This is a genomic window from Akkermansia sp. KLE1798, from assembly GCF_001580195.1.
GTDB classification, from domain to species: domain Bacteria; phylum Verrucomicrobiota; class Verrucomicrobiia; order Verrucomicrobiales; family Akkermansiaceae; genus Akkermansia; species Akkermansia biwaensis.
Window position 1 is genome coordinate 41,216 of sequence record NZ_KQ971087.1, and the last position, 22,048, is coordinate 63,263.

Consider the following 22,048-nt stretch of genomic DNA (forward strand, 5'->3'; position numbering starts at 1 on the left):
GAACTTATTTCAGGGCGTCAAAGGCGGATTTGAAAAGGAAATAACCCCAGCCCCAGTCTTCATGGCCCGCCCAGTCCTTGTCGTAATGGTGGCGGGGAAGCAGGAAGCGTTCCGGGTGGGGCATCAGGCCCATGGCGCGGCCGGTGGCGTCCTGGAGCCCGGCAATGCTGCAGGAGCAACCGTCGCGGTTGTCCGCATACTGCAGGGCCACATACCCGGCGGCCAGATACTTTTCCGCATCTCCGGGCCTGGTGACCAGGCGGCCTTCCGCGTGGGCGGAGGGCAATTCAAACTCGTCCGGAAGCCCCTGCAGGAACGGGGAATCCTTGGCCACCTTCACCAGCTTCGCCCACAGGCATTCAAAGCGTTCGCTCTTGTTGTCAATCAGGCTGGAGGAAGGAAGGATGCCGAGCTTGGTCAGAATCTGGAACCCGTTGCAGATGCCCAGGATAAGGCCCCCGCCGGCGTGGTGCCTGTGCAGGGCGTCTCCCAGGAAACGTTCCGTTTCCAGCTGCGCCAGGCGTCCGCTGGTAACGTAGTCCCCGTAGCTGAAGCCGCCGCTGATGACGACGAGCTGGGACTTGGCCACGTGTTCCGGCGCGGCGGTGGCGATGGGCTGGACCTGGGTGGAAAAACCGACCGTGCGCAGGGCGCGTTCCGTTTCCACATCGCAGTTGGTGCCGGGGTATTTGAGTAAAAGTGCGTGAGGCATGTGATTATGTGTCAAATCGTTATAAGTTGAATCCGGGACTGTTGAAATCAATAGTAGGGAGTGAGTCCGTCCTTCCAGAGTTTCTTGAGTCTGGCAAGTTCGCAGTCCAGCACCTTTTCCCCGCCGCAGCAGGTGGCTGCAAGGCGTTTTTCCGGAGTTGCGCGCCCGATGCAGGCACAGGGGAAGCCCTCCATGGCCGCCTCAAAATCCGCGGCGAATTCGGGGTCCACCTCCACCAGGATGCGGCCCGTGCTTTCACTGAACAGGGGAATGGCCGGGGACTTCCAGCCGTTCACGGTGGGAACCTTCGTCAGGTCAAGCTGGACGCCGCCCTTGCCGGAAAAGGCCATTTCCGCCGCCGTGACGGCCAGGCCGCCTTCGGAAACGTCGTGGGCGGAAAGAACCAAGCCGGAAGTCAGGGCATTGTAGTAGGACTTGTACAGCTCCATATTCTTCGCGCAATCCGTCTGCGGCACCTTGCAGTCGTTCACGCCGTGCGTGCGTGCGAAGACGGAGCCGCCCATTTCATCTTCCGTATTGCCGATGAGATACAGCAGGCTGTCGTCCCGGCGCAGGGAGGAGCCGGTGGCGTGGTCCGGGCTTTCCACCACGCCGAACCCGGAGCAGAGGAACGTGACGGGCACGTTGATGGGACCGTCTTCCGTCTCAAAATAATTATAGAAGGAATCCTTGCCGGAAATGAACGGGGCGTTGTAGGCGTCCGCGGCCCTGGCAATGGCTTTCACGCACTCCACCAGGCGGCCGAGCTCTGCCGGATCTTCCGGATTGCCCATGCAGAAATTGTCCAGCAGGCCGATCTTGTCCGGGTTGGAGCCCACCAGGATAAGCTGGCGCACGCACTCGTCCACGGTGCCGGTACCCATGGCGTAAGGATCCGTCTTGCCCCATTCCGGAAGAATGGCGCAGGCCATGGCCATGCACTTGTCCGAGCCGTCGATGTCCACCACGGAACCGTCCTGCGGCGCGTCCGCCGTGGCGCCCGCGAGGGGCTTCAGAATCGTGTTGCCCTGCACTTCATGGTCGTACTCCCGGATGATGGGTTCGCGGGAAACGATGGCGAAATCGCTCATGACGGTTTCCAGGGACTTGCCGAGGTCCTTGTCCGGCATCGGCTGCCCGGTGAACCCCTGCCCGCTGGTGAATACGGAAGAAAGCTTCTTGACGGGGGCTTCATGCAGCTTGGAATTATCCAGGCAGCACACCAATTCCCCCTTGTGCCAGACCTTGAGGATGCCCGTATTGTCGGAATGGCCCAGGACGGTCAGTTCCGTCTGGAAAGTATCCGCCAGCTTCTGGAGTTCCGGCAGGTCTTTTTCCTCCACGGCCATCACCATGCGTTCCTGGGACTCGGAAAGGAAAATCTCCCAGGAAATCAGGCCCGGCTCCTTCAGGGGGGCGTTGTCCAGGAAAATCTCCCCGCCCGTGACGGAAAGCATTTCCCCGGCGGCGGAGGAAAAACCGCCCGCGCCGCAGTCCGTGATGAACACGATCAGGCCGCGTTCGCGCGCTTCCAGAATGAAATCCAGCGTCTTCTTCTCTTCAATCGGGTTGCCGATCTGAACGGCGGTGAAATCCTCCTCATGGGAAGCCTCATCCAGCGCGGCGGAAGAAAAGGTGGCGCCCTTCAGGCCGTCGCGCCCGGTCCGGCCGCCGATGACGATGACCTTCAGGCCGGGGCGCATTTCCTTGAGGATGTCCCCGCGGGGAATGACGCCGGCGGTGCCGCAGAACACGAGCGGATTGTAAATGTAAGTGGGGTCGAACTGGATAGCCCCGTTCACCGTCGGAATGCCCATGCGGTTGCCGTAATCGCGCACGCCGCGCACCACGCCGCGCATGATGCCCAGCGGATGAATGACGTCCGGGGCGGTGATGGAGGCGGGGTCCGTATCCGGAGCGCCGAAGCAGAACACATCCAGGGAGGCGATGGGCTTGGCCCCCTTCCCTGCGCCCAGAATGTCGCGGATGACGCCGCCCAGGCCGGTATTCGCCCCTGCGTAGGGTTCAATGGCGGAGGGATGGTTGTGCGTCTCCGCCTTCAGGCAGACGGCCAGCTTGTCGTCCAGGGCGATGAAGCCGGCGTTGTCGTCAAACGCGCTGAGCACGAAGCCCGGCTTGCGTTCCATGATCTTCTCGGAAGGCTTCTTGATGTAGGTCTTGAACAGGCTGTTCACGGTCTCCGGCGCGCCTCCGTTCACGCTGTGGCTGATGGAGGCGGAGAAAATGCGGTGCTTGCAGTGTTCCGACCAGGTCTGGGCGATCACTTCCAGTTCCACGTCGGTGGGGTCGCGGTCCACTTCGCGGAAAATCTGCTGGACGACTTCCATGTCCTCGCGGGACAGGGAAAGCTTCTGCTGCTTGCTGAGCTCGAGCAGCTCGTCGCTGCTCAGGTCTCTCACGGGAACGGTGCGGTAGGTTTTGGCGGACATATTGCTGGGAAAAAGTAGGCGTGAGGGGAAAAATCAGGCGATGGTCCAGTTGTGGATGGCGGGATTGCAAACGTCCTTGGCGAAGCGTTTGGAAAGGCTCTCCCGGTCCCCCTGGCCGAAAACGTACACGCGCTGCGTGATCTTCAGCCCGTCCAGGGTAAAGCCCATGTTCTTGCGGCCGCGGTAATTCTGCAGGATGGCCTCCTTCTCCAGGTCCAGGGCTCCGGCCTTCATGCCATAGTCGATGGTGAAAAGGGCTCCCGTCAGAATGGGGGCGTCCTGCTCGCTGCATTCCTGGGCAATGGGGTCAACCAGCACGCTCAGGAGGTAGTCGCGGGCTTTCTGCTCGTCTCCGGTGATTCCCACCGTGTACACGCGGCTGCGGCGGAAAGTGAGGCCGGCATTCAGAGGGGTGTAAAGCAGGGCGTCTGCATTGGCTGCGGCCTGGAATCGGCTGATAACTTCAAAATGGAGGGTCATATGGCTCAGGAATGTGGTAAAATGAAAAATGGGGGCCGGCTGGCCGGCCGGCTCCCATGGGGAAAGGCTTGCGGATCAGGCCTTGTGCTGGAGGCGGGAAAGGACTTCCTCATACGCTTCCATCACATTGCCCAGGTCCTGGCGGAAGCGGTCCTTGTCCATCTTCTCGCCGGTCTTGATGTCCCACAGGCGGCAGGTGTCCGGGGAAATCTCGTCCGCCAGCACGATCTGGGAGGGATCTTCCGCCAGGCGGCCGAACTCGATCTTGTAATCTACCAGCGTCAGGCCCACCTGCTTGAAAAAGTCGATCAGCACGTCGTTCACGATCAATGCCTGCTTCTTGAGGAAGGCGCACTCCTCTTCCGTGGCGGCGCCCAGTTCCCGGGCATAATCGTCATTGATGAAGGGGTCGCCCAGATCGTCGTCCTTGTAGGAAAATTCCACGATGGGCTTCTTGAAGGGGGTGCCTTCCTTGACGCCCATGCGGCGGCTGAAGGAACCGGCGGCAATATTGCGCACGATCACTTCCAGGGGAAGAATGGAAACCTTCTTGACGTCGATATTGATGTCGTCCACGTCGGCCACCAGGTGGGTCTTCACGCCCTTCTCCTCAAGCATCCTGTAAATGAGCAGGGTGATGGCCTTGTTCAGCTTGCCCTTGTTCTCGAACTGGGCTTTCTTGGCGCCGTTTCCGGCAGTGGCGTCGTCCTTGTACTCCATGCGGAGGACGTTGGGAGTATCGGTCGTATAAAGTCTTTTGGCCTTGCCTTCGTAGATAGGTTCCATGATACGGTTTACGCGGGGTTGAATGCGTGCGGGGATGTTACGCCAGACGGTACGCAGGGTCAAGCCGCAACTGGACGAAGAACACCCCCGCGGCCAGGGCGGCGGAAGGCCGCGCGGAAATGCGGCCGGGCGCGGCGGAAAACTCATTTGAAAATAACCTGCCGCGAGACAATTGCAGCGGAAAATCCGGAAAACACGGAACACCTGAAAATGAAAAACAGGGGACGGGCACGGAACCTTCCCCAGGACCATTTGAGGACAGCCCATGAACCCGTGAATCACCGGAACGCCTCAGCATGGTTTGATTGGTCTTAATCATCTTGACGCAATCCTTTCGCCTTGTTAGAAAGACCATTGATGTTCAGGATATTTGCATGCGTTTGGCTGACTCTGGCGATTCCGTTTTCTGGGCTGGGGGAGGAACCCGAAGATGAAACCTATCTCGCTCTGCGGAGTCCCGCCCAGTACTTTGCGGCGGAATCTCATGATTCCCGTTATTGGACGGTCCTGTTTCCGGACGATCCTCCATTTTCCTATGCGTGCATTTATCTCCCCTCGTTTAATCGCGAATTTGGCTTTTATCTGGAGGGGAACGATTTGATCTGGGCCCGGACCGTCGGACCCTCCAGCATGCAAATACTTTCCCAAGCACCGATTGTGGACTTGCAGAGCCAGGGAGCGGACCGTTGCACCGTTCTGCTCATGTGCCTGCAATTTCCCGTTCTGGGGAACATGCTGGAAGGATGGGACTGCATGGCCAGCGGAGGGGAGGAAGAGGATATATTCAGCACCCCTTCCGACAGAAAAGGCCTGCTTCCCAAATTGCCCCAATTCGGGGAATGGCGCATGCGGGCGGCCGGATGGATGGAATCCATAATCAACCCTTTTATTTACAAGCATCTGTACGTCAAAAGAGGAAAAATAACATTGAAGCCGGCCCTGGCCGACGCTTTGCGAAAAACCTGGGATGAGGCGGTTGAGCGGAAAACTTTCGTCATGGACATGTACAGGCAGCTTATAAGCGGGTGTGACGGGGATCATATCTATTTCCGCGGAGCTTCCGGCCCGGTAGGGGAAGACCTGTGTGAAGGTGAAGGAATGCTGAGGCCCGCCATGAGAGAGCTGGCTTTCGGAATCGTGGACATGGCCATGATGGAGGATTTCAATCCGGAAAGGGAACAATGGCTTATGGATCAATGCGCCAAAATCCGGCGCCATGCCGCGGATTTGGGAGAAGCGCCGCCGCCCATGGTTTCCGAATCCTGGGTGAAAGACTTCTGTCGACGGCTTGATGATCAAATGGAAAAGGAACTTGCAGAAGAAAAAATACGGGAGGAGAAAGAGGCCTCTTTGAAAGAGCAGGCGAAAGAGGAAAAGGAAAAAGAACCGGAGGCCGATTCTCCTGCCCATCATACGAAAGAAGAATATGTACGGGGATTCCGGGAGCGTTTTTTGAAGCCTCTGGACCGGAATCCGCTTTGGAGGGATTTATTCCCGAATGGAACTCAGGGAAAACCGGGAGCATGCTGGGTGGGAAGCAGGGGAATCAGCGGTTTTTACCTGGACGGAACACTCATGGGACGTGCGGAAACCCTGATCAATACCCCCCTGGACATTTATGACGAGTGGTTTTACAACCAAGTCCCGGAAAGGGCATTGTTCCCCTACGACGGCACTCGGGAGCCTGCAGGATATGGCGAACCCAGAGTAAGGCGGGAATGGATCTCCGTGGGAAGGGACTTGAGCCATTTGCTGGAAGAAACGCTTACGGACATTGCCAAAGGGAAAATGGCCGGCGGAAAAGGGAACAACAACGAGGTGGAGGAAACGAACGGGATGTACTTCGTTCCCTTCTGCATCGTGCGCGGGGCTGACGGAACGGAAAGAATCATGTCCTCTGCCGATGCGGACTTAAAAACCGTGGTCGAATTGATGGAACTGTGGTACACGGTAGATATCCTGTTCATCGACGGCGAAGACTATCTGCAGTACATTTTTAAAAAACGCGCCATCCTGCAGGGAAAAACGGCCCGGGACGGAGCGGCTGAATGCCCCGGGGCAAGCGGCATCTGGAACAGTTTGGGAAATCGGTATCTGTGGAATTGATTCTGCGCTGGTGCGCCTATCCTGCCGGATCGCTCTTCTCTGTGCGTACACCGGGAATATTAGTCTTGATACCCGTAGGGGCCGGCGTATCATGTGCTTTAGTATGCACGCCGACTTGGAGAAATTGTTGTCTCTGGGGAGAATTACCCCCGCTCTCGCTGAAAAACTTGATTGTATCTCACCTGGCCATTACTGCTTCCACTCTACCTGGGGAGCCGGAAAAGTCATTTCCTGGAACCTGCCGGCCAAAAAGCTGGTCATTGATTTTGAAGAAAATCCGGAACATGAAATCGCGCTGGAGTTTGCTCCCCGCATTCTGGAATTCATCGGTGACGACCACTTCCTGGCCAAGCGCTATGAAGATCCGGAATTCCTGATCTCCCTGGCCGCGGACGATCCCGTGGAACTGGTGCGCCTGACGCTGAAGGGCTACGGCAATTCCCTCACCCCGGAAAAACTGGAAGCCGCCCTGAAAGGCACCGTTATTGCGGAAGACAAATGGAAAAACTGGTGGGACAAGGTGCGCGCCATGCTGCGCACCAACGTGCAGTTCATGATGCCGACCCGCAAGGGGGAACGCATCACCCTGCGCACCAACACGCTTTCCCGCGCGCAGGCCGCCCTGGAAGACTACGGCAAGGCCGCCGACCTGAAAGCGAAAGTGCGCGTGCTGGATAGCGTCAAGATGGAAAACGTGGTCTCCGAACCGGAGGCGGTAAATACCCTGATCCAGGCCGTAAACGCCGACGTTTGCAACGGCGGCAGCCTGGCCCTCCAGCAGGTGCTGGAACTGGCCATTCTGCGGGACGACCTGATTGCCGCCGTCAAGAACACGGAAGCGGCGGAAACCTCCTGCTCCCTGCGTTCCCTGGTGGAAAACGGCATTGAAGACGTGGAACGCTTCGCGGAAATCCTCAATTCCATGCCCGCCGTGCGCCAAAAGCGCGTGTATGCCGTGCTTCCGGAAATCTTCGGCGACTCATGGACGGAAAAAACCCTGGAACTGTTTGACGCCAGCGGCGCCCGCGCCGTGGGGGAAATCGCCAAATTCCTCATTGAACAGGGACAGGAAAAAACCTTCATCAAGCACTTGAAGCATTCCCTGCTTCGCCAGACCCTTCCCGCGGAATCCCTCATCTGGATATGCCGCCAGCGCAATGACGCCGCCAAGCCTCTCTTCGGCCTTCCGGTAGGCATCGCCATGCTCTCCCTGATTGAACAGGACCACATGGACGGCGGCCCCAACCGCATGCTGCGCCTGAAAAACCTGTTCATGGAAGACAAAAACATGATTCAGGAAATGATCAGGAAGCAGGACGTGGCGGAAGTGCGCCAGTTCGCCAAAATGTTGTACAACACATCCGCCTTCTCCGAGCAGGACCGCGGCGCGCTGATGGCCCGCGTGATCAGCGTCTTCCCGGACCTTCATTCCATCGTGCTGGATGCCATGGTGGACACCTCCGACAAGCCGGAACCGGTCTTCGTCTCCTGGGAAAGCCTGGAAGCGCGCAAGAAGGAACTGGAAGAACTGGTGAACGTGAAAATTCCGGAAAACCTGCACAACAAGAAAATTTCCCGTGCGGAAGGCGACCTTCGTGAAAACGGCGGCTACCAGGACGCCAAGGAAGTGGAAAAAGTGCTCAACCGCCGCCGCGCGGAACTGGAGCACGCGCTGTCCCTGGCCCGCGGCACGGACTTCACCGTAACGGACACCTCCAGAGCGGCCATGGGAACGAAAGTGACGCTCCAGCCCCTCGGCGGCGGAGACCCCGTGGTGTACACCATTCTGGGAGCGTGGGACACAAACCCGGAAAAACACATCGTCTCCTATCTCTCCCAGGTCGGCAAGGAACTGACCGGCAAGAAAGTGGGCGACCAGGTAAAAATCGTCCCCATGGACGGCGACAAAAAGAAGGTGTTCACAATCACCGCCATTGAAGCCTCTTTTTAAGAACGGTTATTCGCAGATGTTCTCTTTCAATCCTCCATGTTTCATGGAGGATTTTTTTGCGATATTTTGTCATATATATTGAATATAAAAAAGTTGTGCTGAAGAAAAAAATTGGGGCGGATTTGGAATCCGACAGGTTTACTTTGGGGAACAATCCAGTTCTTTCCGACTGGTTCAGTATTCCATATCCTGGTGAAGTAACGAATTCATTCCATCTTTTTTGATAAATGCAATCTTCTGGAAATAAGTTCTTAACACCTCCTCCAAGGGCCGTAACGGCAGAAAAACAGAAGCGAAATTACCCCTTCGTCATGCTTCGGGAACAACTTTATCCGTGGAAAAAGGAAGACTTGCCCTCCCGCCCTGTGATGTTTGTACAAGCGGTGGAAATCTGTTCAAAACCCTTCCCCTTAAAATTGTAGATTGACTTCGGATTCCAAATTCGTTATAGGCAGGTACAGCAAGTAGCCCGTTCGTTGTATTCCATTGACTATCCCCTGCATATTGTGAAGAAGACATTATTTATTCTGACCGCCATGACTGCGGCAACCGTCGCTGCGGAAGCATCTACAGTCCTGATATCGTTCGGCATCAATTCCGGCAATGGCACTGCCATTGTGGAAGGAACCTACCGCGGGGAAGCCGGACAAAAAGTAAACAAGGTTTCCACAGGGAGCTCAAATTCCTACACTTCCGGAGCACTGGCAACTACTGGCGGGGAAACTACCGCCATCACTGTCACGACCGGCGGCGTTTGCTGCGGTCCAAACGGTGCTCTGACTGACGCTACCGCAAAAGTATCCGCGCTGGCGGGCCATGACAACAAGTTCTATGACGTCTTCGGCCAGGACATGTCTCTGGGCAACCCTATGGGGGGCGTTGTCAACACTGCCGGCTCCGCCAATGGCAACTTCACCATGTCCCTGAACAATCTGTCCGCAGGCACCTACACGCTGACGATGCTGGTAGGCCGCGGGAACGATTACGGCACAGGCAATACTTCTTCCTTCAGCCTCAGCGGCGACGGCATAGCCAACATTTCCGCCATTCTTGACGATTACTCCACCGGTTCCGGCGCCACGCTGAACGGTTCCACCGTTACGGCTAATACGCACACCGGGGACTGGGTGCTGATGACTTATACATTTGACGTGACGGCCGACAATACCCGGCTTGACATCCTGTCCCAGGGGGGCAGCGGCAGCATCAATACTCTGGCGCTGACTTCCGTCCCGGAACCGGCCACGGCGTCCCTGGGCCTTCTGGGGCTCTCCGCCCTGCTTCTGCGCCGCCGCAGAAACTGACCCGGACTCATCTTTTCCGAGAGACAAAAACTCCGTACCTCCTTATCCGGGGTACGGAGTTTTCTATTCAAGACAGGGAATGATACGGCAATTCCTCTAGAAAATCCCCGCAGAAAAAATCGGTGCGGTCCGTCGGAAACGCCGTGCAGCGGCAATAGCGCCCCCTCTTTTCATGCACACCGTCCCGGATATCCCTCTGCACGCAGGGAAAGGCGCTCCAATCCCTCCAACGGCGCGGAGCGATGAAACGAAGCCGGGAATTCACGATGCTCCGTTGCGTTCACGGAAAAGCGGAAAAACAACTCCTTCAAGTTTTTTTGCGTCCAGCGGTCCCCTTTTTCATTGCGGTCCTGCGGCGGATTGACCATGATACGGGGTACCCGGCTCCATCATGCAGAACCAACGCCTACAGTACGAACGAATCATCATCACGGGCGCATCGTCCGGATTCGGGAAGGCCTTTGCCCGGACGCTGGCTTCCTGCACCGGGGAACTGGTTCTCGTCGCCCGGAATGAAGAGGCGTTGCAACAGCTTGCCGCCGAACTGGAAGAAAAACATCCCGGACTGCGCGCCGCCGCCCTTCCCTGCGACCTGGCGGACGAATCCGCCCTGGACAATCTGGCCGGGCGCCTTCTGGAACTGCCTGCGGCAAAAACCCTCCTGATCAACAACGCCGGAGCGGGAGACTACGGGGAATTCTCGGAAGGCTCCTGGGACAGAATACGCACCCTGCTGCGCCTGAACGTGGAAAGCCTCACGCGCCTGTGCCACGCCATGATACCGGGCTTGAAAAGAAACGGCGGGGACATCATCAACATCAGCTCCCTGGCGGCCCTGCTCCCCATCCCGGACTTTGCCGTTTATGCGGCCACCAAGGCCTACGTTTCCAGCCTGTCGGAAGCCCTGCGGCTGGAACTGAAGGAACACGGCATACGAGTCCTGGCCGTTTGCCCCGGCCCCGTCTCCACGGGATTCGGGAAAGCGGCGCGCCGCCCCGGCTTCACCGGCAACATGATGCCGGGCAGAAACGCCTTTGACACCCCCACGGCAACCGTCGTGAACGACAGCCTGCGCGCCCTGTGCCGCGGACGCGCCAGAGTCTTCCCCGGCATGAAAATACGGCTGGCGGCCCTGCTGCTGAATGCGGCTCCCCTGGGGCTGATCCGCTTCTTCATGGGCAGACGCCCCCGGAAAGTCCAGCCTTCTCCAACCGAAACCCTCCCTCCCGCGCCATGAAACCCCACCGCCGCGGAATCACCCGCATCACCTGGTTCAAGCTTACGGTCTGCGCCTGCCTGGCCGCCATGGCGGCGTCCCTCTTCACGCCGTATCCGGCCCAGATCATCCGCGCCCTGAAAGGAGAGCCGGAACCGGCGACGGATGCCCCGGACGCCTACCCGCCCCACACTTCCCTTCCCCCGGAACAGCCGGACCAGACGCAGACGGCCGCCCCGGATACTGCCGGACGCCCCGGCACGGCCACGGAAGATGCGCGCCTGCTGTCTCCCTGGACGCCGGAGCGCACCATCGCCCTGCCCCCCGTGCAGTATCCGCCGTTTCCGCCCGTTCTGCCCACCAGGCCGTCTACAGGAGCGCTCACGAACATTTACGAGCTGGCCCGCGGCCTGAACTTGAAAACCCAGGCCAACTTCCTGCCCGGTACGCTGGCCTCCAGCGACAAGGAAACCAAAAGCAATTACCAGATGACGCTCACCCTGAACGTCAAACAGCCCCAAGCCCTGACGAAAAAGGAAGACATCCTGAAGCTCAACCCCAAACTGGAGGCCATCCTCCCGGACCTGTCCACCCTGTTCAGCCACGCGCGCGTCTCTCCCTACTACGGGCAGATCTACGCCCGCAAACAAACGGAAATCCGCAAAAACCTGGCCTCCCTGACCAAGCTGCTGGACCGCCACAACTTCTACGATACGGAAACCATCCTGGAAATAACCCACCCGGAAACCCGCAGAAAACTGCTGTGGCTTCAAAGTGAAATGGACGTCGTTTCCGACGGGTCGGACGGTGACCGTCTGTCCACCATGCCGGACAAAATCCTAAAAAGTTCCTTCTACCAGCCCAGCACCTCCTACCGCTGGAAAAAGCGCACGGACAAGCCCAATCCCCTGCTCAAGCCCTGGCAGCAGAGGCTGGCTGCCTATAAGGCAAGCCTGGCCAAGGCCCCCGCCGCGGAAAAAGCCGCCCTGCGCAGCAAAATAGACCATGCGGAACGAGTCATTGCGGAACTGAAAAGGTACAGCTTCCTGATCTCGGAATACGATCCCTTCATTGTGGTCCCTCTGGGCGTCGTCAACCAGTCCTCCCCGTTCTCCCCGCAATTCGGCGACTACGCCGTCGTCATCGTGGACGGCAAATTATACCCGGCCCTGGTGGGAGACGCGGGCCCCCGCTACAAAACGGGGGAAGGCTCCCTGCGCCTGAGCCGGGAAATCAACCCCAAATCCGGCCCCTATAGCCGCCCCGTTTCCGACCTGGTGGTGAGCTACCTCATTTTCCCCGGCACCGCGGAACCGGAAGCCGGACCGCCCGACTATGAAAAGCTCACGGCGAAATGCCGGGAACTGCTCAACGACATAGGCGGCATGGGAGACGCCTTCAAACTCCACCAGTGGGAAGACCTGCTTGCTCCCAAGCCGCCTCCCGCCCCGGCGCCTTCTCCCTCTCCCTCCGCTTCCGGCAAGGAAGCGGAAACCACGGCAAAAGACGGAAAAACGGCTGCGGACAAACCGTCGGAAACACCTTCTTCCCCGTCTTCCACCACATCCGCGCCTGCGGCCCCCTGACGTGCAGTCCTCCCGGACTACAGGGCTTCCTTCCAGGAAAACAGAAACGCCTTCCACATCCGGGAATACACCCTGCCGCGCGTAACCTTTACCTTTCCGGAAGAGGGAATTTCCCGCTGTTTCAACAAATCCAGCGTATCCAGCCCCAGCCACGCCGGAAGCACCGTGGAAAAACGCAATCGTCCGTTATGCAGGGACTCCGCATAAAACACGCCTTCCTTCAGCCACAGCTCCGCCTTTTCCAGCCAAGGTTCCGCATCATCTCCGGGCAGATAGCTTCTCCCGCGGGAGAAATCCTCCTCCCGGTCGCGGAGAATGTTCACCAGCTGCAGCCCCATTCCGTAATGGACTCCCCACCGCAAAAGCACCTCTTCCGGCTGGGTGCTGAACGCGCCGCCAAGGACAAGGAGGCCCAGCCTGGTCCAGAACTCGCCCACGCATCCGGCCACCATGTAGGCGTAATGTTCCAATTGTTCCGGACAAGTGACGGAGGAACGCTCCGCAAAATATTCCAGGTCCCACGCCTGTCCCTCCACAATCGTGGCCAGAACGTTCCGCACCAGCATCTGCTCCCGCGGCGGCAGGGCTTCCAGCAGGGCCAGGCATTCGGGAAAACGCGCCAGAAGTTCCCCCTCCCCCCGGTGCTTCTGCACGGAAGACAGCACGCCCAGCCGGCCGAAGCAGGTTGCGGCCGCCTCGTGGGAGGCATCCCCCGCCACAGCCGCGCCCATCATCTTCAGCAGAGCCAGTCGTTCCTTCAAATCCATATCCACCGTGTCCGCCACCGTATCCGTGGCGCGCGCCAGCAAATAGCCCACGGCCACGCCGGGCCGCATCTCACGGGGCAGAAAGCGCATGCTCAGGTAAAAGGACCGGGAAACGGCGGATAAAAGCTGATGGAGGCCTTTCATAACTTTTGCAGGCCCAGCCTGTGCATCTTGTAATGGAGTACCCGCGGAGAAATGCCCAATTCCCGGGCCGCCGTGGACATGTTGCCCGGAGAGCGCTTCAGTGCGGCCACAATCAATTCCCGTTCAAAGGAATCCACCATCGTGGGCAAATCCGCCTGTTCCTCCCCTCCGCGGGAATTCGGGGCGTCGCTGCTGGGCATCTGGAGGGAGGCGGGCAGATTGTAGCCGTAAATGCAGTCGTCCTGCGCCGTAATGACGGCGCGCTCCACGCAATTCTCCAGTTCCCGGACGTTGCCCGGCCAGTGGTAGGCCATCAGCATGTTGATGGCCGGGGTGGAAAGGCGCGTGATATGCTTGCCGTACTTGAGATTGAACTTGGAAAGGAAATGCTCCGCCAGCAGCATGATGTCCCCCTTGCGCTGAACAAGGTCCGGCATCACGATGGGAAAAATATTCAGACGGTAATACAGGTCTTCACGGAATTTGTTTTCCGCCATCAGTTCCTCCAGGTTCCGGCTGGTCGCGGCGATGAAGCGCACGTCGGAATGCAATTCCCGGTTGCTTCCCACGCGGGAAAAAGTCTTCTCCTGCAAAAAACGCAGCAGCTTCACCTGCATTTGCAGGCTCAAATCCCCGATTTCATCCAGGAACAAGGTTCCGCCGTCCGCGGCTTCCGCGCGGCCAATGCGGCGGCTGGTCGCCCCGGTGAAAGACCCCTTTTCATGGCCGAACAATTCGCTTTCCAGCAGGTTTTCCGGCATGGCCGCGCAATTCATCGTAATCAGCGGCTTGTCCTTCCTGGCGCTCAGATTCACCACGGCGCGCGCCACAAGTTCCTTCCCCGTTCCGGAACTGCCGCGGATCAATACCGTGGCGTCGCTGGGGGCCACCTGCCGTATCTGCTCATACACCTGGAGCATGGGGCGGCAGTTCCCTATCAGCTCGCCGGGATTGCTCGTCAGCAACTCGCGCAGCTTCTCATTTTCCGCCACCAGGGCCTCCCTTTCCTCGTGGGCCTGGAGACATGCCGCCAGGGCATCCCCCGCGATGTTCCCCACAATCTGCATCAGCTTCAAATCCCGCTCCAGATCCGTTTCCGCATCCACGGGGCGGTCGATGCTCAAGGTGCCGATGACCTGCTGCAAATGAATGATGGGCACGCAGATGAACGCCACCTTTTCCCCGCTCTTGCGGGTGCGGGTGCGGTTCAGAAACCTGCGGTCCCGGGAAATATCCTCGATCACGTGGGGACGGCCCGTTTCCGCCACATGGCCCGTAATGCCTTCGCCCACATGGTAGTGGCCGCGCTTCATTTCCTGTTCGTCCAGTCCGTGGGAGGCTTCGATCATCAGGTCGTTCCCGTGGCGGATGGTGAAAGTGCCGCGCAGCATCTTCATGCGGCGGTACAAAATATCAAGGATATGTTGCAACAGGACCGTGCCGTTGCGCTCGTTGACGATTGCAGAACTGATCTCCTGCAACACGATCATTTCCAAATCGGGAGACTTGTTCATGCCATTCATGCAGCCCGTAGCTGTCCGGATACTAACCGGGCTCATGCGTCCAACCAACCCTTTTTTCGTACACCGCGTTTCCCGTGGAAAGAAAGGGCAAAATCATCTGCCATCCTCACCATTGAACATCAACATGAAATAAAACCGTCACGAGCATGACAACGCAATTACAAAATTGTAATACCGTGTTCCGGCGCCTCTCCGCGTCAAAGAGGTTCCGCTCCGGAAGACTCCCGTTTCATCATCTCCGTAATCACCTGGAACAGCGCCGTGCGGTACAGCACGCCGTCCAGACGGCCGTCCGCCTGGCGCACGACGGCGGCGGCGGACAGGTGGTCCTGCTCAAACAGCTTGAGGGCATCCGTCAGGTGCGTATCCCCGTCCAGCACGGGAGCGCCCGGACGGATCAGGTCCCCTGCCGACGGAGGCTTCCCGCCGGGGCCGGGATTCCACTTCTTCCGGATGCCCGGCACATCGCCCGGATAAATGGTCCCCAGGTAGGAACCGTCCTGCTTCACCACGAAAATCAAATCCCCCGGATTCTTCAGCATCAGGGAGGAAACCTCTTCCAGAGAAGCATCCGGAAGCACCTGCGGCACCACGTGCCGCGCCAGATCATGCACATGAACCTGCGCCATGGGCAGGCTCACCACGGAAGCGGTGCTTCCGGACAGGCTGGCGGCGTACATGGAACGCGCCCGGATCAATTTGCTGGTTCCGTAGGCGCTCACCACACCGATCAGCAGCGGGTAAATCATCTGCCCGCTCATGGAAAACTCCACCACCATCACCAGCGCCGTCAGCGGAGCCTGGGCCGCCGTGGCAAAAAAGGCCGCCATGCCCACCATGGCATACGCCACGGCGTGATTGCCCTCCATGCCCATGAGATTCAGCAGGGTGCTGAAAATAAAACCCACCATGCTCCCGACAAACAGGGTGGGCGTCATCGCCCCGCCCACGGTGCCGCAGCCGAACACCACTGCCACGGCGCTCACCTTCACCGCCAGCAAAATCAGCGCCTGCTGCGTCCCGTAATCCTCATGCACCAGCCCGGTGATCAGAGCCTGCCCGTTGCCCACCACCTCCGGGTAAAAGCAGGCCAGAACGCCTACCAGCAGCCCGGCCGCCATCAGGCGCACGGGCAGCAGGGACTGGCGCCCGTTCAAATACTTGTTGGACACATCCAGCAGAGCCACCCAGCCCTTGGCCGCCACGGCGGCCAGCACCCCCAGCGCCACGCACCACAGGGACTGGGAAAACATCGTGAAACTCTCAAACGGGGAACTGTAAAGAGGCGAGGGGTCCCCCAGCAGGTGCAGCATCAGAAACCCGGTGCAGGAGGCAATCAAAAGAGGAGCCAGAATATCCATGCTCACCGTGCCGATGATGATCTCACTCACGAACAGGCAGCCGGAAAAAGGAGCGTGGAACGCCGTGGTGAAACCTGCCGCCGCGCCGCATCCCACCAGCAGGCGCAGACGGGGAATGGAAACATGGAGCTTCTGCCCAACGGCGGAGGCGATCAGGGCGGAAGACTGGATAATGGGGCCTTCCTTGCCGATGGCCGCTCCGGAAGCAATGCTCCATGCGGCGGAAAGAACTTTCAGGGAAGAAGCCCTGACCTTGATCAGTCCGTTGCCTATGGCCAGGGCCTCCATGTACTCCATGGCCTGCCCCGGCATCCTTCTCTTCACGAATAAAAGAATAAACCCGGCCACTAGGCCGCCGATGGCCGGTACGGCTATCCGCCATTCCGGTTCCAGCAGGGAAAAAACGCCCACCCGGGAATCCGACCAAATGCCCGTCAGCAGCCATTGAATAAACTCCACCAGCCATTCAAAGCACATGGACATGCTGGCCCCGACAATCCCTACCAGCACCGCCCACATGAAAGTCACCTGGCTCTCCCCCACCTTCAAATGGTGGAACAGGTTTAAAACCCATCCATACCAGACTGTCCCGGGAGGAGTCTGAGGATCGGGGGGAGACGGATTCATGGGCAAAAAACAGGACTGTTCCGTTGAGACATGAAATTCCGTCCGGACGTTCGAATCAGGCGCAGATACCGCCACGGCCTCCTCCCCCCGTCTGGCGGCTTCCGCGCTCTACCGACAAAATAAGCTCGGAAAAACAAGGCTTGAAAGGGCCTCCCACTCAAATACCTTGCACCGGCAGGGAAACCTGATAAACCGGTATTGTCTCCCGCTACCCATAAACGGCCATGCCTTCTCCCCAGCCGCAAAAACAGGTCTCCGGCCGCCTCCGGAGACTGGCATTCCTGCTCATTGCCTGCACAGTATTCACCGTACTGGCGCATGAACTGAAATATCCCGCATCCGCATGGCCCTCGGAACGGGAAGTGCTCTCCGGCAGATCCATCTTCGGAAAGCCGGGAGACACGCGCTCCCTGGTCACCGTGGCCCTTCCCTACCCCTTGAGGCCCTCCTGGGCTCCCGATACGGAAATCACCTCCATCACCTGTCACGGGCTGGTCGCCGGCTCCCTCATCAACATCTTTCAAAAGACGCTGGACCACTACGGCCTGGAACGCATCCGGGAACTGCATCTGGACGTTTACGGCGGCTGCTTCAACAACCGGCCCGTCAGGGGCGCCAACAGACCGTCCCTGCACGCATGGGGAATTGCCGTGGACCTGGATCCTTTGCGCAACGCCATGTACATGCGCGCGCCGGAAGCTGCCTTTTCCGGTCCGGAATACGATGCGTTCTGGTCCATCGTGGAAGGAGAGGGGGCGTTCTCCCTGGGGCGGGAGCTGGGATATGACTGGATGCACATCCAGTTCGTCCGCCCGTAAGGCCCCATGCGTTGAAAACCCGGAAAAGGCGTCAGAACGTATATTTCAGGTTGATGCCGTAATAAAAATCGTTCCCCAGGCCTTTCTGGCTGAGGACGGTCAGCGCCTGGCTGAAATTGGTAAACAGCTCCACGGTCAGCCGGGAAGTGGCCCGGAACGTAAAACTCAAATTGTAGTCCAGCGCGTTGGAACCGTGATGAACCACCGGTCCCACATACCCGCCGTTATAGCCGTAGCGGATCGTGGCGTCCACCCGGACGCAATCCGCTATCTCTTCATGCAGGCCGGCAAACGCCGCATAATAGCCGCGGAACGTATGATTGTTGTACTGCCAGTACAGATCCGTTCCCGCAAACCAGCGGTCGGAAAAGCGATACGTCGTTTTCAGCCCCGGACGCGGAATCCCCTTGTCTCCGGGAAAAACAAAGCTGTGCTCGTACCACGGCATGACCGTCCAGTTCCCCAGTTCCTTCACGTAATCCAGCCGGTACTTCAACTCCGCATGATTCTGATGGTCCGTGGAAACGCCGTACCATATCTTGCCCACCCACTCCCTGTACTGAATTTCCGGCACGAACGCGCACAGGCTGCCGTCCCACAGGTCCAGGCCCTCGCACTCGTACTTGCTGGCCCATCCCGTCTGGAAGCGCAGGTACACCCTGTCTTCCGCGGGCTCCGCCAGGGAAAGGGGGTGGGAACCTCCCGTCTTCAGGTAATGCGCCGGATTCAGGCAATTCGTGGTGGACGCCAGGGCGCCGCTCCATGAAAAAGCGGCGCAGACCGCCAGCAGCACTCCCGTTCCAATTCTCGTCTTCATGTCATTCCGGTGTTGAAAAAGCGTTTCCAGGGCGGCAGGCCCGGACGGGAACCGCACTCCGTTGCACTATACGTCCATCTTCTTTTTCCCTGCAAGTCGATAATCAGAACGCCCCTCCCGAAAACACGGCCACCGGAGGAAAAAAGAATCCTTCATGCGGAGAAATGCCAAAAGGGAACCCATGAAAGATTGCGGACCCCATTCCGGTATTCTTCCGTAGATTTCCATGCAAAAACAAATGAAATTAACCCTGCCGGCCTGCGTTCTCTTCCTCTGTCTTCCCTCCGTCTTCGCGCAGGAGCAGATCATCCCCAAACCGGCGGAAATCACGCTTCAAAAGGGCGCCCCGGCCACACTCACCCGGGATTCCGCAATCGTTCCCGACGTCCGGGACAAGGCCTTCCTGAACAGGGCCACGCAGTTGCAGCAGATATTGAGCGAAGGAACGGGGCTTCCCCTTCCTCTGAAAACCCCGCAGGACGCGCCCAAAAACGCCGCCAATATCATCATCAAAAAAGACCCCTCCCTGGCATCCAGAGGAGAGGAAGCCTATTCCATCCAATCCTCTCCCCGCGGAATCATCCTTGCCGCCGCGGACCCCAAAGGCATTTTCTATGCTGCCCAGAGCCTGGTCCAGATGATGCCCGTCATCTTCCATGACCGGAATGCGGACAAATCCTCCGTGCAATGGAACATTTCCCGGATGCCGTTCAAGATCGTGGACTATCCCCGGTTCTCCTGGCGCGCGCTGATGATCGACGAAGCCCGCCACTTCTTCGGTGAAAAAGCCATCAAGCAAATCATCGACCAGATGGCCCTGCTGAAAATGAACATTCTGCACTGGCACCTGACGGACGATGTTGGATGGCGCATGGAAATCAAAAAATACCCGCGCCTTACCTCCGTCGGCTCCAAACGCAGGGAAACGGAAACAGGAACGTGGAACAGCGGCAAATCGGACGGTACGCCGCATGAAGGATTTTACACCCAGAAACAGATCAGGGACATCGTGCAATACGCGGCCCGGCGCAACATCACCATCGTCCCGGAAATCGAAATGCCGGGGCATGCCAGCGCGGCCGCCGTTGCCTATCCCTTCCTGAGCCTGAAAACTCCCGCGGAGGTGCCCACCACCTTCATCGTCAACACGGCTTTTGATCCCACCTCGGAAAAAACTTATGCCTTCCTGTCCGACGTGCTGGACGAAGTCGTCTCCCTGTTCCCCGGCAAAATCATCCACATCGGCGGGGATGAAGTGCGCTACGACAAGCAATGGAAAGGAGTGCCGGAAATTGAGGCGTTCATGAAGAAAAACAAATTGAAAAGCCTTTCCGACGTCCAGATGCACTTCACCAACCGCATGTCCGGCATCATTGCCAAAAAAGGCCGCCGCATGATGGGCTGGAATGAAATCTACGGCCATGACGTCAATGGGGACGGCGGAGGCAAGGCGGGAGGCAAGCTGGACACGAACGCCGTCATCCACTTCTGGAAAGGCAGCGCCAGTCTGGCGAAGGACGCCATCCGGGAAGGCCACGACGTTATCAACTCTACCAACGGATTCACGTACCTCGACTACAGCTATGGCAGCATCCCGCTGCAAAAAGCCTACGGCTTTGAACCCGTCTTCGACGGGCTTGAGGAACAATACCACTCCAAGGTCAAGGGGCTGGGAGCCCAGATGTGGACGGAATGGGTGCCGGACGTGAAACGCCTCCACTACCAGGTTTTTCCCCGTGCCTGCGCTTTTGCCGAGGTGGGCTGGACAGCCAGGGACAAAAAGGACTTCCCGGACTTCAAAAAGCGCTTGAAAGACTACGGGAAACGTATGGACCTGATGGGCATCAGCTATGCCGGGGACATCGTGGGTCAACTGGACAAGGCAGACTTCTTCAACACGCCAAAGCTGGGAACCTGGACTCCCGGCGATCTTGCAAGGGAGGAACACTCCTTTGACGCCACGCAATTGATCAAATCCCCCGGCAACTACACCGTCACGCTTCTTTACGACAAGGGAGCCCATGCCATTGAAATAGAGTCCGTCGCCCTGTATGAGGGGGACAGGGAAATCGCCCGGGACGCCCACCCAGGAAAAAGCGGAACCCGCAAGGAAAACATCCAGTACATCCTGAACGTGCCGGAAGTCAAATCCGGCGCCGCCTATACGGTCAGGGCCAAATTCAAAGGCGCCGGAGGCAATGACTCCCACGGCACAATTTACCTTGAGGCGCCCTGAAAACCCGTTATCATTCCGAAACAAAAGCCTGCGGAACTGAACGTTCCGCAGGCTTCCCTATTTCCGGATGAATACGGCGCCCTACTTGCGGCGGCAGACGGCGGAGATGAAATTCATGTACTTCCCTGCTCCGGCCTCCATGGCCCGGCGGTCGCCGACGGCATAGGGATTGTCGCAGGCAAGCCAGTCCGCCCAGCACTCGTCAAAGGAATCCATTTCCCGCACGGACAGGAGTTCCACCTCGCGGGATTTGGAAAGAAGCTCCGCCCACCAGCCGGCGCTGTGGATGGTCTCTATGTCCTCCTCCGTCCAGGAAAGGGCCATTTCCGGAGGAAGCCCGTCCGTCAGTTCCTTCTTCAAACCGGGCAAAGCCAGGGCAATCAGGCCGCCGTGTTTCACCAGCGGAGCCAGGCAGGAATCCATGTACTTCTCGTCACGGCCGAAATAGTGGTAGGAATCAACACTCACCACGGCATCAAAATACTCCTCCGCAAAAGGCATGTTCCCGGCATCTCCGTGCAGGGGAATAATGCGGGAATCCAGTCCAAGCTCCCGGAAACGGAGATAATTCTCCGTGGCCGGAATCCACAAATCCAGGGCAAAAACCTGGACTCCGAACGTATCGGCCAGATACGCGGACGTCAGCCCGCGGCCGCATCCCAGGTCAAGCACGCGCATGGAAGGCTCAAGGGGGATTTGGCAGCTCAGCTCCTTGAGAAGAGTGATGGCGTTGGGCCCCATCATGTTCTCATTCAAATATTGCTGTTCAAGATATGTTTTCAATGTCTTATTTCCTTTCAAGGTATGTAATGTATTTATATTAGAGGGCGCAAAAGGCCCTTTTCATTCAATCAAATGCTGCCCGGACGGGGCGGCAGGGAAAATCCGGCTTGGAAAAATCGCGCAAGACGTGCCCGGAACACTCCTGAAGACAACAGGGAACGCCGGAAAATCAAGGCACGGGTATCTTCAGGGGAAACGCATGGCCTCCCCGTAAAAGATACCGCATTCAGCAAACAATTATCTTCATACTTTCACTGGTGTTTACCGGAATTCCCCTTCCCGTGTCAACAGCCGCCGCAGTCATGGCGTCGTCTTCTGCCGTTTTCCATCACCCCGGAAAGCCCCTGAAAAGGCAGGAAAATTCAGCGGATTATGAATTCG

Annotated in this window: 16 protein-coding genes; 7 read left to right on the top strand and 9 right to left on the bottom strand. The window is 58.3% G+C overall.

Features of this window, described 5'->3' with window-relative positions; translation table 11 throughout:
- Window positions 1-4: 4 nt before the first annotated feature.
- The 4 genes from HMPREF3039_RS08600 to purC form a co-directional block, all read right to left on the bottom strand.
- Entirely contained in the window at window positions 5-712 is a 708-nt protein-coding gene (locus HMPREF3039_RS08600; protein ID WP_067572762.1) for a phosphoribosylformylglycinamidine synthase subunit PurQ, read from the bottom strand.
- 47 nt (window positions 713-759) lie between these two features.
- Window positions 760-3,162 (bottom strand): phosphoribosylformylglycinamidine synthase subunit PurL, encoded by a 2,403-nt coding sequence (purL, locus tag HMPREF3039_RS08605; protein WP_067572760.1) that lies wholly within the window; start codon window positions 3,160-3,162, stop codon window positions 760-762.
- Window positions 3,163-3,195: 33 nt separating this feature from the next.
- On the bottom strand, window positions 3,196-3,642 hold the full coding sequence (locus HMPREF3039_RS08610; RefSeq protein ID WP_067572757.1) for a hypothetical protein: 447 nt from the start codon (window positions 3,640-3,642) through the stop codon (window positions 3,196-3,198).
- A gap of 75 nt (window positions 3,643-3,717) precedes the next feature.
- Window positions 3,718-4,428: a phosphoribosylaminoimidazolesuccinocarboxamide synthase gene (purC, locus tag HMPREF3039_RS08615; protein ID WP_067572755.1), complete on the bottom strand. Its 711-nt coding sequence runs from the start codon at window positions 4,426-4,428 to the stop codon at window positions 3,718-3,720.
- 630 nt (window positions 4,429-5,058) lie between these two features.
- Between purC and HMPREF3039_RS08620 the strand changes: the two genes are divergently transcribed.
- The 5 genes from HMPREF3039_RS08620 to HMPREF3039_RS08645 all read left to right on the top strand — a co-directional run bounded on the left by HMPREF3039_RS08620 (window position 5,059) and on the right by HMPREF3039_RS08645 (window position 12,591).
- Window positions 5,059-6,534, top strand: a complete 1,476-nt coding sequence (locus HMPREF3039_RS08620; protein ID WP_147550027.1) for a hypothetical protein — start codon at window positions 5,059-5,061, stop codon at window positions 6,532-6,534.
- 103 nt (window positions 6,535-6,637) lie between these two features.
- Window positions 6,638-8,485 carry a GreA/GreB family elongation factor gene (locus tag HMPREF3039_RS08625; protein WP_067952078.1) on the top strand — a complete coding sequence of 616 codons (1,848 nt, stop codon included), beginning with the start codon at window positions 6,638-6,640 and terminating at the stop codon, window positions 8,483-8,485.
- A gap of 536 nt (window positions 8,486-9,021) precedes the next feature.
- On the top strand, window positions 9,022-9,789 hold the full coding sequence (locus HMPREF3039_RS08630) for a PEP-CTERM sorting domain-containing protein (RefSeq protein WP_231863890.1): 768 nt from the start codon (window positions 9,022-9,024) through the stop codon (window positions 9,787-9,789).
- 391 nt (window positions 9,790-10,180) lie between these two features.
- Window positions 10,181-11,026 (top strand): SDR family NAD(P)-dependent oxidoreductase, encoded by an 846-nt coding sequence (locus HMPREF3039_RS08640; RefSeq protein ID WP_067572744.1) that lies wholly within the window; start codon window positions 10,181-10,183, stop codon window positions 11,024-11,026.
- On the top strand, window positions 11,023-12,591 hold the full coding sequence (locus tag HMPREF3039_RS08645; protein ID WP_067572742.1) for a glycoside hydrolase family 75 protein: 1,569 nt from the start codon (window positions 11,023-11,025) through the stop codon (window positions 12,589-12,591). Before HMPREF3039_RS08640 ends, HMPREF3039_RS08645 begins: the two co-directional genes overlap by 4 nt.
- Window positions 12,592-12,608: 17 nt before the next feature.
- Here HMPREF3039_RS08645 and HMPREF3039_RS08650 read toward each other — a convergent pair whose 3' ends face one another.
- From HMPREF3039_RS08650 to HMPREF3039_RS08660, 3 genes are all read right to left on the bottom strand, one after another.
- The gene (locus tag HMPREF3039_RS08650) at window positions 12,609-13,502 is read right to left on the bottom strand and encodes a squalene/phytoene synthase family protein (protein ID WP_067572740.1); all 894 of its coding nucleotides are present in this window, start codon (window positions 13,500-13,502) and stop codon (window positions 12,609-12,611) included.
- Window positions 13,499-15,061, bottom strand: a complete 1,563-nt coding sequence (locus HMPREF3039_RS08655) for a sigma-54 interaction domain-containing protein (protein WP_231863891.1) — start codon at window positions 15,059-15,061, stop codon at window positions 13,499-13,501. The genes HMPREF3039_RS08650 and HMPREF3039_RS08655 overlap by 4 nt, the downstream gene beginning before the upstream one ends.
- Before the next feature lie 161 nt (window positions 15,062-15,222).
- Window positions 15,223-17,013 carry a chloride channel protein gene (locus HMPREF3039_RS08660; RefSeq protein WP_082770228.1) on the bottom strand — a complete coding sequence of 597 codons (1,791 nt, stop codon included), beginning with the start codon at window positions 17,011-17,013 and terminating at the stop codon, window positions 15,223-15,225.
- A 224-nt stretch (window positions 17,014-17,237) separates the two neighbouring features.
- Between HMPREF3039_RS08660 and HMPREF3039_RS08665 the strand changes: the two genes are divergently transcribed.
- A complete protein-coding gene (locus tag HMPREF3039_RS08665) occupies window positions 17,238-17,831 on the top strand; it encodes a M15 family metallopeptidase (protein WP_067952079.1) in 594 nt (197 codons plus the stop codon).
- A 31-nt stretch (window positions 17,832-17,862) separates the two neighbouring features.
- Here the strand turns inward: HMPREF3039_RS08665 and HMPREF3039_RS08670 are convergent, their stop codons facing one another.
- On the bottom strand, window positions 17,863-18,648 hold the full coding sequence (locus HMPREF3039_RS08670; protein ID WP_147550021.1) for a hypothetical protein: 786 nt from the start codon (window positions 18,646-18,648) through the stop codon (window positions 17,863-17,865).
- A 238-nt stretch (window positions 18,649-18,886) separates the two neighbouring features.
- Here HMPREF3039_RS08670 and HMPREF3039_RS08675 point away from each other — a divergent pair, with 238 nt between their 5' ends.
- Window positions 18,887-20,884 (top strand): beta-N-acetylhexosaminidase, encoded by a 1,998-nt coding sequence (locus tag HMPREF3039_RS08675; protein WP_067572732.1) that lies wholly within the window; start codon window positions 18,887-18,889, stop codon window positions 20,882-20,884.
- 81 nt (window positions 20,885-20,965) lie between these two features.
- Here HMPREF3039_RS08675 and HMPREF3039_RS08680 read toward each other — a convergent pair whose 3' ends face one another.
- The gene (locus tag HMPREF3039_RS08680) at window positions 20,966-21,667 is read right to left on the bottom strand and encodes an SAM-dependent methyltransferase (RefSeq protein ID WP_197457182.1); all 702 of its coding nucleotides are present in this window, start codon (window positions 21,665-21,667) and stop codon (window positions 20,966-20,968) included.
- Between the last annotated feature and the right edge of the window lie 381 nt (window positions 21,668-22,048).